General features: G+C 69.3%; 5 protein-coding genes. 4 read left to right on the top strand and 1 reads right to left on the bottom strand.

Translation table 11 applies throughout. The features are described from left to right. Positions 1-184: 184 nt before the first annotated feature. Positions 185-2,758, top strand: coding sequence for a hypothetical protein (locus tag KXS11_RS07150; protein ID WP_437384854.1), 2,574 nt, complete (start codon positions 185-187; stop codon positions 2,756-2,758). A 10-nt stretch (positions 2,759-2,768) separates the two neighbouring features. Here KXS11_RS07150 and KXS11_RS07145 read toward each other — a convergent pair whose 3' ends face one another. Continuing rightward, positions 2,769-3,851, bottom strand: coding sequence for an N-acetyltransferase family protein (locus tag KXS11_RS07145; protein ID WP_437384853.1), 1,083 nt, complete (start codon positions 3,849-3,851; stop codon positions 2,769-2,771). 176 nt (positions 3,852-4,027) lie between these two features. Here KXS11_RS07145 and KXS11_RS07140 point away from each other — a divergent pair, with 176 nt between their 5' ends. The 3 genes from KXS11_RS07140 to KXS11_RS07130 are packed head-to-tail and all read left to right on the top strand — an operon-like array spanning position 4,028 to position 9,131. Beyond that, positions 4,028-7,702 carry a chromosome segregation SMC family protein gene (locus tag KXS11_RS07140; RefSeq protein ID WP_437384852.1) on the top strand — a complete coding sequence of 1,225 codons (3,675 nt, stop codon included), beginning with the start codon at positions 4,028-4,030 and terminating at the stop codon, positions 7,700-7,702. A gap of 50 nt (positions 7,703-7,752) precedes the next feature. Continuing rightward, complete coding sequence (gene ftsY / locus KXS11_RS07135) at positions 7,753-8,631, top strand: signal recognition particle-docking protein FtsY (protein WP_437384851.1); 879 nt, start codon at positions 7,753-7,755, stop codon at positions 8,629-8,631. Next, entirely contained in the window at positions 8,631-9,131 is a 501-nt protein-coding gene (locus KXS11_RS07130; protein ID WP_437384850.1) for a DUF2004 domain-containing protein, read from the top strand. The genes ftsY and KXS11_RS07130 overlap by 1 nt, the downstream gene beginning before the upstream one ends. The last annotated feature ends 18 nt before the right edge of the window (positions 9,132-9,149 follow it).

Below are 9,149 nucleotides of genomic sequence, written 5' to 3'. Positions count from 1 at the left end.
CGTTTCGATGCAGGCCCGGCAGACGTAGGTGGGATACCGCGGGTTCAGGGGCACGATGGCTCCGCAGAGCGGACACGTTTGCGCGGGTGGATCGACGGTCACGCCATCAGCCTAGGCGGCGTGGCGTACCGATAGCGTGAGCATGACCGATGAGCGGTTGGGACGCGGCATCGAAGGGGGAGGCGTGGGTATCACCACTGACGGATTCGAGCGGATCCTCGCGAAACTCGACACTGCCGGCACGGAGGGGGACGTGCTCGAGCGAGCCCGAGTCCTGGACCGGGCTGCAGAGCTCATCGATGCGATCGCTCAGGACACCGGGCCGGAGTCAGCACGTCAGGTCGCCAGAGTCCGCTTGCTGAGAGCGCGCTTGTTGCCGACTCTGGAACGTCCCGACGCCGCCATCGACGAACTGACGACGGTCGTCGACGCCCATCCTCGCGACGCGTTGGAGGCCGAGGCCATGCTGGCACGGGCACAGGTCCGCTACGCCCACGGGGACGTGCCGGGAGCGGAGGCCGACGTCGTCCGGATCATCGGCGACTTCTCGGCGTCCACCGACCTGGCGACCGCACGGATCGTCGCAGAGGCGCGGCTCACCGGGATCGAACGGGCCGTCCAGGCAGCCGAACGAGCCTCGTGGGCGGACGCCGCGTCCCACTGGAGGCTCGTGGTGGGAGCGGCCGAGGACCTCGCCGCGTGGGCCGGTCGACACGGCACGAAGCTCGAGACATCCCTCGCACGCGCGATGTCCATCGAAGCGGCCGCATGGCGATCGCTGGCGGCCCTGAGCGCGCCCGATGGCGACGCCACCGAGGCGGACGACCGGGGTTTGCGTGCCGGCGACGCGTTCTTCGCGCGGTTCGCGGGCACCGATTCGGGCGAGATCCGCGCGCTCCTCGCTGAGAGCGAGTCAGCACTGGATGCGCTCACCGCCGTGTCCGAGCCCGCGGTGGCCCTGCGTGTCGCCGAGCGGGATCTGGAGCTGAGCGCAGCCTGGGGTGCGCGACCCGCGGCCTTCTTCGCGGGCGCCGCGTTGCGGCGCGCCAGGGCATTGGACGACCTGGAACGCGGGCAGGACGCACGTGATCAGCTGTACCGGCTCGTCGAGGCGGGCCGGATGAGCGACGACCTCGCTGTGCAGCTCGTCGTCGCCTCCGCATGGGAAGCGCTCGTGAGACTGCTGTCCGCCACCGAGCACGAAGACCACGCCGTCCTCGAGGGCGAGCGGTTCGCCGCGTGGATCGACGAGCGGAGCGCGCTCGTCGCCGTGTCATCCGCTCGTCACGCGCTCGCCCGTGCCCTGGAGATCACGGTCTCGATCGCCGAGTCCCGCGTCGATACGCCGGAGTCGGAGACGCTCAGCGTCGACGGGAGCCCGGTGGACTCCCGAGCGGAAGCGAGGGAGTCACTGCCGCTGACCGCGCCCGAAGCTGCCTACGCCGATTCGGCGCGAGCGTTCGCGGCGAGGTTCGCCCGGGACGAAGATCCCGGCCTGCGTCTGGCCGCGGCCAGGTCGTTGCAGCGATTGGCCGGTGACCAGCGACTCCGTGGTCACTTCGAACAGGCGGTGGACGCTTATCGCGAGCTCATCGCGGCCTTCGGCGATGACGCTTCCTCGGACGTCCGTGAAGGGGTGATCGGTCCGAGCGAGCTCAACCTCGGGTTCCTGCTGCTCAGCCTCCTCGCACGGCCCGCGGAGGCGGTGGCCGCCTACGACGTGGCGATCGCACGGATCGGCGATCCGCGGTCGCGTGCGGCGCGCAGTCTGCTGGGGCGGCTGCAGGCCTCCCGGGCGACAGCGCTGACCGACGTCTACGATCGCACGGCGGAGCAGGGGCTCGGCAATGAGCGCGACCATGACCTGACACCTCGGGATCCGATCGGAGCGCCCGAGCGCGAACGCATCCGAGCCGCTGTCGCGCGTGGCCGTGCCGCATCCGGTGACGACGACCACGTGACCGCGATCGCCGAGTACGACAGCATCATCGATGCGCACCCGGCTCCGGTGGATCGCGAGGTCCGGCAGCGCGTCAGCGACGCCATGGTCCGCAAGGGCTACAGCCTCGGCCAGCTGCAGCAGTGGTCCGCTTCGGTCGCGCACCATCACGCGATGCTGGAGCGCTTCGGTGAAGACATCGACACCGACATCGAGAAGGACCTCGCGCTCGCCCTCGCCAATCTCGCCAACGCGTTCGACAAACTCGGCAGGCATGAGGAGGAGATCGACGCCTACGAGCAGATCCTGACGCGCTGGTCCGACTCACCGGTTCCGGAACTGACGCGTCAGTGCTCACGTGCTGCCTGGATGAAGGGGTACACCGAGGCCGAACTCGGTCGTTCGGACGATGCTGAACGGTCGTACCGGCGCGGCATGCGCCACCTCTGGGCGGAGGAGACCGCGACGCGCGTCAACGCGTGCAAGTCTGCGGTGAACCTGTCGATCTTCCTGCGGAAACGGGGCCGGAACGACCAAGCAGCCAGCGCTGCGGAGCAGGCGATCGCCGTTCTCAGTGATGTGTCCGGGGCTCCAGTGCAGGAGCAACGGACGAAGGCCGGCATTGCGCTCGCGCGTGCTGAAGCGGCGCGAGGCGACACAGCGGCAGCCCTGCAGTGCTACGACCGCCTGTTGAGCGACCCGGATGCATCCCTCACAGCCGAGCAACGTCAGGCCCTGACCCGAGAACACATCCAGCTTGTCGGGGGCCCGTTCCAGGCGGCCTGGCGGCGCATCCGCAGGAACATCGCCGCGCGGTAGCACGCACCGCTCAGGCGCGCCGCGGGATGGTGCGCTGCCACTCGCCGGAGTAGCCGATGATGCGGAACCGCAGCCGGTCGTTGATGCGGAGCATGTGGGCGTTCTCGTCGGCGTTCCAGGTGTAGACGCGCTGTCGTCCGGGTGCGTGCTCTGCGAGGGCGAGGAGGTTCGCGGCCTTCATCCACAGCCCGAGGGCGTGGCCGCGATGTGCGCTGAGGACCAGGGTGTCCCATTGCTCGGCGTGTTGTTTGCCCGCCGTGAGCACGAGCTCGCTGTAACCGGCGACCGCGCCGCTCGACCGGTGCACGGCCGCGACGACGAGTGCGCGGTCCCCGGCATCGGCGAGTTGCCGTTCGCGGGAGCGGATCCGCTCCGGGGTCCAGACCTCGGCGTCGACTTCGAGATCCGCTGCGGGGATGTCGGTCGCCATGTGCTCCCGAGCGACCGCCAGTGAAGGGAGCAGCTGGTCCGGTGTGCGGTCTACCCAGTGGACGACGTCGTACTCGTCTCCCGAGCGCTCAGCGGTCGCTGCGACGATGTTCGGGAGTTCTGCGCGGATCTCGTCGAGCACGCATCGGTTGGTCCGCTCCACCTGGCCGAGCGAGTATCCACGCGCCCTGACGAACCTCGTCGACTCCGCACCAGCCGGGATGACTCGCTCGCCGACGCTCGCACCGAGGAGCGGCTCGTCCTGCGGGATGTCGGCCAACGCGTGCTGCGTGAAGGTCGTGACCGTGTGTCGGCCGGCCGCAGCAGCTCTGCGCTCGAGTTCCTCGAGGAGCGCGGTACCGATCCCGTGCCGGCGGGCGTCCGGGAGCACCCCGGCGTTCACGGACGCCGTCGTCGCGTCCGCCTCGGCGCCGTAGCCGAGCCAGCCGCGACCGACCACGCGGTCGCCGATCCGCGCGGCGAGGAGCACGCGGCGTTGGAACCGCTGGTCGAGGTAGTCGGGGAGGACCATCGCGGGCGTGAGCGCGAAGTCGTCGTTGCGCCACACCTCGGCCTCGAGGACATTGGCGACCTCCTGGACGGCGGAGAACAGCTCACTGTCTCCCCGCTCCGGGATGGTCACTTCCTCGATCGTGAACCGCATCGTCTCCTCCAGTGCCGTCCGTCGTCCTCGCCCGGTCGTTCCGCCGCCCATGCTACGACGCCCCGCCGGTCCGTGCACTGCCCACGTGGGAGCCCGCGCAGCGTGGTGTTCCGGCCCAGGGCAGGGATTCGCTACCGTAGGGGCACGGCATCCGTCATGCGGGAGAGGAGGTGCGCGTGTACCTGAAGAGCCTGACGCTCAAAGGGTTCAAGTCGTTCGCGCACCCCACGACCTTCGCATTCGAGCAGGGCGTCACGTGCGTGGTCGGCCCCAACGGCTCCGGCAAGTCCAACGTCGTCGACGCGCTCGCGTGGGTGATGGGTGAGCAAGGGGCGAAGACGCTCCGCGGCGGCAAGATGGAGGACGTCATCTTCGCCGGGACCTCCACCCGTGGCCCGCTCGGCCGTGCCGAGGTGACGCTCACGATCGACAACAGTGACGGTGCCCTGCCGATCGAGTACACCGAGGTGACGATCAGTCGGACGCTGTTCCGCAACGGTGGCAGCGAGTACGCCATCAACGGAGACACCTGTCGACTCCTCGACGTGCAGGAGCTGCTGAGCGACTCCGGACTCGGGCGGGAGATGCACGTCATCGTCGGGCAGGGGCAGCTCGACGCCGTGCTCCGCGCGACCCCCGAGGAACGCCGCGGCTTCATCGAGGAGGCGGCCGGCATCCTCAAGCACCGTCGACGCAAGGAGAAGACCCTCCGCAAACTCGAGGCGATGCAGACCAACCTCACCCGCCTGAGCGATCTCGCGGGCGAGATCCGGCGGCAACTGAAACCGCTCGGACGCCAGGCGGAGATCGCGCGGGAGGCGCAGACCATCGCCGCGGTCGTCCGCGACGCGCGAGCCAGGATCCTCGCAGACGACGTCGTGTCGCTGCGCCGGGCGCTCGACGAGCACAACCGGTCGGAGAGCGAACGCCACAGCGAACGCATCGTGCTCCAGGAGCAACTCGAACAGGCCGAACTCCGGATCAACCGGATCGAGCAGGAGCAGCTCGGCGACGCCGTCGACGACGCCCGTCGACTCACCTTCGACCTCGAGAGCGTGCAGGAGCGTCTGCGGAACCTCTACACGCTCGCGAACCAGCGGCTCGCGCTGCTGGGCTCCTCCTCGGAGACGGTGGCGGCGGAGCCCAGGATCACCCGACAGATGGTCGCGGATGCCGCAGCAGAGGTTGCGGGACTGCGGGACGCGGTCCTCGAGGCGGAGCGGGCGCTCGAGCAGGCTCAGACGGCGACACGGTCGAAACGCGCCGCGCTCGACGCCGTCGACGTCGAGATCGCCGCGCAGAGTGCGCTGGTGTCCCGGCACGATCTCGAGATCACGAAGCTCAGCGGTGTCGCCGACGCTGCAGCGTCCCGACTCGCCGCGGTTCGCGGAGAGTCCCTGCGGCAGCAGAATGCGATCGACGCCGCCGCACTCAGGCTCGACGCCGCCCGCCTCGAGTACGAGGCTCTCGACGACGACCCCGAGATCACGACCGCCGCCGACTCCGGGCTCGATGAAGCGTACGAGGTTGCCCAGAACGAGGCGTTCGAGGCCGAGGGGGAGATCGAACGCCTCCGCGAACAGCTCCACACCCTGGAACGCGAACGGGACGCGCTCGGAGCGAAGACGAGCGCCCTGTCGCGCGCACTCGACATCAAGACGGGCTCGGCCGAACTCGCGAGCAGCGGGCTCGCCGGGATCGACGGGATCGTGGCAGACCGGGTGCAGGTGCGCCCGGGCAACGAGGCGGCCGTCGCAGCGGCGCTCGGAACGCTCGCCGAAGCCGCCGTCGCCGTCGATCTCGCTGCCGCGCGCTCCGCACTCGAACACGCTGCAACGGCAGACCTCGGACGTGTCGAGATCGTCATCGCCGAGACCGACCGCCCTCGCCCGCACGCCCCGGAGGGCTTCACCTCGGCCGCTTCGCTCGTCGACGCCCCGAGCGGAGTGCTCGGTATTCTCGCGACCGTGCTGGTCGTCGGCACCGTCGACGACGCGATCGCGGCCCACGATCGGCTCGGCGACGAGCTCGCCGCGTTCACGATCGTCACCCGGGACGGAGCCGTCCTCACCGACAGCGTCCTCCGCGGCGGCAGCGGGGGAGCGCAGAGCCGCATCGAACTCCTCGCCGAACGCGACGCCGCAGCCGAGCGTCACGGCGACGTCGAATCCCTCATCGAACGTGCACGGTTCACCCTCGCTGAACAACGCGGCATCCTCCAGCAGGCGAAGGCGACCTCGCAGGCGGCGCTCGCCGCACTCCGCGAGTTCGACGCGGGTCTCGCCGCCCAGGCCGAACGGGTGAACCGGGTGACGGTCCGGTTCGAAGCGGCCCAGGCCGAACACGATCGCCTGACGGCGGCACGGGGCACGGCCGCGGCAGCGGTGGCCGAAGCTGAGGCCGCCGTCGAGCGCGCCAAGCAGGAGCACGACACTGCCAGGGCGCGCCCCCGTCCCATGCTCGACGTCTCGGCGCGCGATGAGCTCTCTGCTGAGCTCGACGCGGCTCGTGAGTCGGAGGTCCAGCGGAGGCTGCTGCTGGAGACCGCCCGGGAGCGGGTCCGCGCTGAGGAACTCGCCGTGGCGAGCCTCGATCGTCAGCGACAGGCCGATCAAGCCGCCGCCGAGGAGGCGGCCAGGCGCGCAGTCGTGCGGGCCAGGCAGGCGGCAGCCGCAAGCTCGGTAGCCGAAGCACTCCCGCCCGTGCTCGATTCGGTCGACCGATCGGTCACCGAGGCGAGGGTCGCGTTGGCCGCCGCCGAGGCGACGCGGTCCAGCCGGAACGGCGAACTGGTTCGACTTCGCGCGGAGGAGCACGCGTTGCGCCAGCGGCTGCAGCTCGTGACCGAGAACGTCCACGGCCTCGAACTCCAGATCTACGAGAAGGGACTGCACCTGTCGGGCCTGCTGGAACGTGCCGGCAGCGAACTCGGTCTCGTCGAAGACGTCCTCGTGGCCGAGTACGGTCCGGATGTGCCCGTGCCGGTCGATCCGTTGACCCCGCGCGCGTCGGAGACGACGCCGACCGAGTCACCGGCTGGAGAGCGTGCGGAGTTCGTCGACGGGCCGGCGATCGTCGAGCTCGAGCGCGCTGAACCCGAGGCGCAGCACGACGGTGCTGAGCCTGAAGCCGTCGAACTGGCACCGGACGACGATCCCGATGACACTGAGGTTCCCTCGGTCCCGTATGTGCGCGCGGAGCAGCAGAAGCGTCTCGCCGCCGCGGAGCGGACCTACGCGCAGCTCGGGCGGGTCAACCCGCTGGCCCTCGAGGAGTTCGCCGCGCTCGAACAGCGTCATCGGTTCCTGACCGAGCAGCTCGCCGACCTCACGAGCACCCGCACCGACCTCCTGTCGATCATCGACGACATCGACGGAAAGATGGAGGTCATCTTCGCGTCAGCCTTCGCCGACACGGAGGCGGCGTTCACGCAGGTCTTCCCGATCCTGTTCCCCGGAGGCACTGGCAGCATCTCGCTCACCGACCCCGAGCACATGCTGACGACCGGCATCGAGGTGTCGGTGAAGCCGGCGGGCAAGAAGATCGAGCGGCTCTCGTTGCTGTCCGGCGGTGAGCGGTCACTCGCAGCCGTCGCCCTCCTGATCGCGATCTTCAAGGCTCGGCCCAGCCCGTTCTACATCATGGACGAGGTGGAGGCGGCGCTCGACGACGCGAACCTCGGGCGACTGCTGACCATCTTCGAGGATCTCCGCGAGACCAGCCAGTTGATCGTGATCACGCACCAGAAGCGCACGATGGAGATCGCGGACGCGCTCTATGGCGTGTCCATGCGTCAGGACGGCGTCTCCGCCGTGGTCGGGCAGCGCGTCGCTGAGGAACGCGCCGGCTGACCCTGCGGCGTCGGGACCGGGAAGGGGTCGCCGACGGCTACGCTGATGGCATGGCTGCACGTACACCCTGGTCGCTCTCCGGCGCCCTCAAGGGAATGTTCCAACGTCCGACGATCGACGAGACGACCTGGGAGGACCTCGAGGATGCGCTCATCGGCGCCGACTTCGGCCCGGACGTCACGGAGTCCATCGTCTCCGGCCTGCATGCCTCGGTGGACCGTTACCGGACGACCGACCCGCGCGACCTCCAGCGCATGCTGCGCGAGGAGGTCGAAGAGCGGCTCTCGAAGTTCGACACGACGCTCAAGCTCAGCGAGCGTCCCGCCGTGGTGCTCGTCGTCGGAGTCAACGGCGTGGGCAAGACCACCACGATCGGCAAGTTCGCGAAATTCCTCCGCAACTACGACCGCAGTGTGGTCGTCGGGGCGGCCGACACTTTCCGGGCCGCTGCCGTCGAGCAGCTCGCGACCTGGGCCGACCGCGCCGGCGTGCAGATCGTACGCCCGCAGCAGCAGGGCCAGGATCCGGCGTCGGTCGCGTTCCAGACGATCGAATTCGCCAAGCAGAACGGCACCGAGATCGTGATCATCGACACGGCCGGCCGGTTGCAGACCAAGGGTGGGCTGATGGACGAGCTCGGCAAGATCCGCCGGGTCGTCGAGAAGCAGGCTCCCATCTCGGAGGTCTTGCTCGTCCTCGACGCCACGACCGGCCAGAACGGACTCTCGCAGGCTCAGGCGTTCATCGAGCACGCCGGGGTCACCGGGCTCGTCCTGACGAAGCTCGACGGATCGGCGAAGGGTGGCTTCGTGCTCGCCGTGCAGGAGAAGACCGGCATCCCGATCAAGCTCGTGGGCCAGGGCGAGGGCATCGGAGACCTGACCGGTTTCACGCCTCACGTCTTCGCGCAGAACCTGGTGGGCAGCTGATGGCGATCGAGCACGACTACTTCGGCATCATCGCGACCGAGCCCGGTGGCGGTGTCTACTGGTCGGACAACATCGACGTCGGTGAACAGCCCGTCTCCATCTCCCTGAGCGCTCCGGACGAGCACGACATCCCGGCCGACGCGCTGGATCTCGCGGCCGCGATGATCCTCGCGCTCGAGGGTTTCGACCTCCGTTCGCGCGAGGCCATGCTGAGCGAGGTCGACGACCGCACCTCCGAGGTCACCGAGTACATCGTCCAGGCGGTGCACGAACTGGGCGACGACCTCGAAGACCTGCTGGTCGACGAGTCCGGCGACCAGGACGTCGACGTCATCCGCTCCATGACCCTGCTGAGCGTCGCGTTCGCTCCGCATCAGCACGGCGGAGACGACGCCTTCGCGCTCTTCGAATACTCGCTCGACGCCGATCAGCTCGACGGCGTGCTCATGGTCGCGTACAACTCCGACGGCGAGGTCACGGGAGTGACGAGCGAGGACTAGCTCGCGCGCTGCCGCAGA

Origin of the sequence: Plantibacter flavus, from assembly GCF_051487245.1 — a bacterium.
GTDB lineage: Bacteria > Actinomycetota > Actinomycetes > Actinomycetales > Microbacteriaceae > Plantibacter > Plantibacter flavus_B.
Note: the sequence above shows the minus strand (reverse complement) of the source record. Positions and strands in the feature narration are given on the sequence as shown.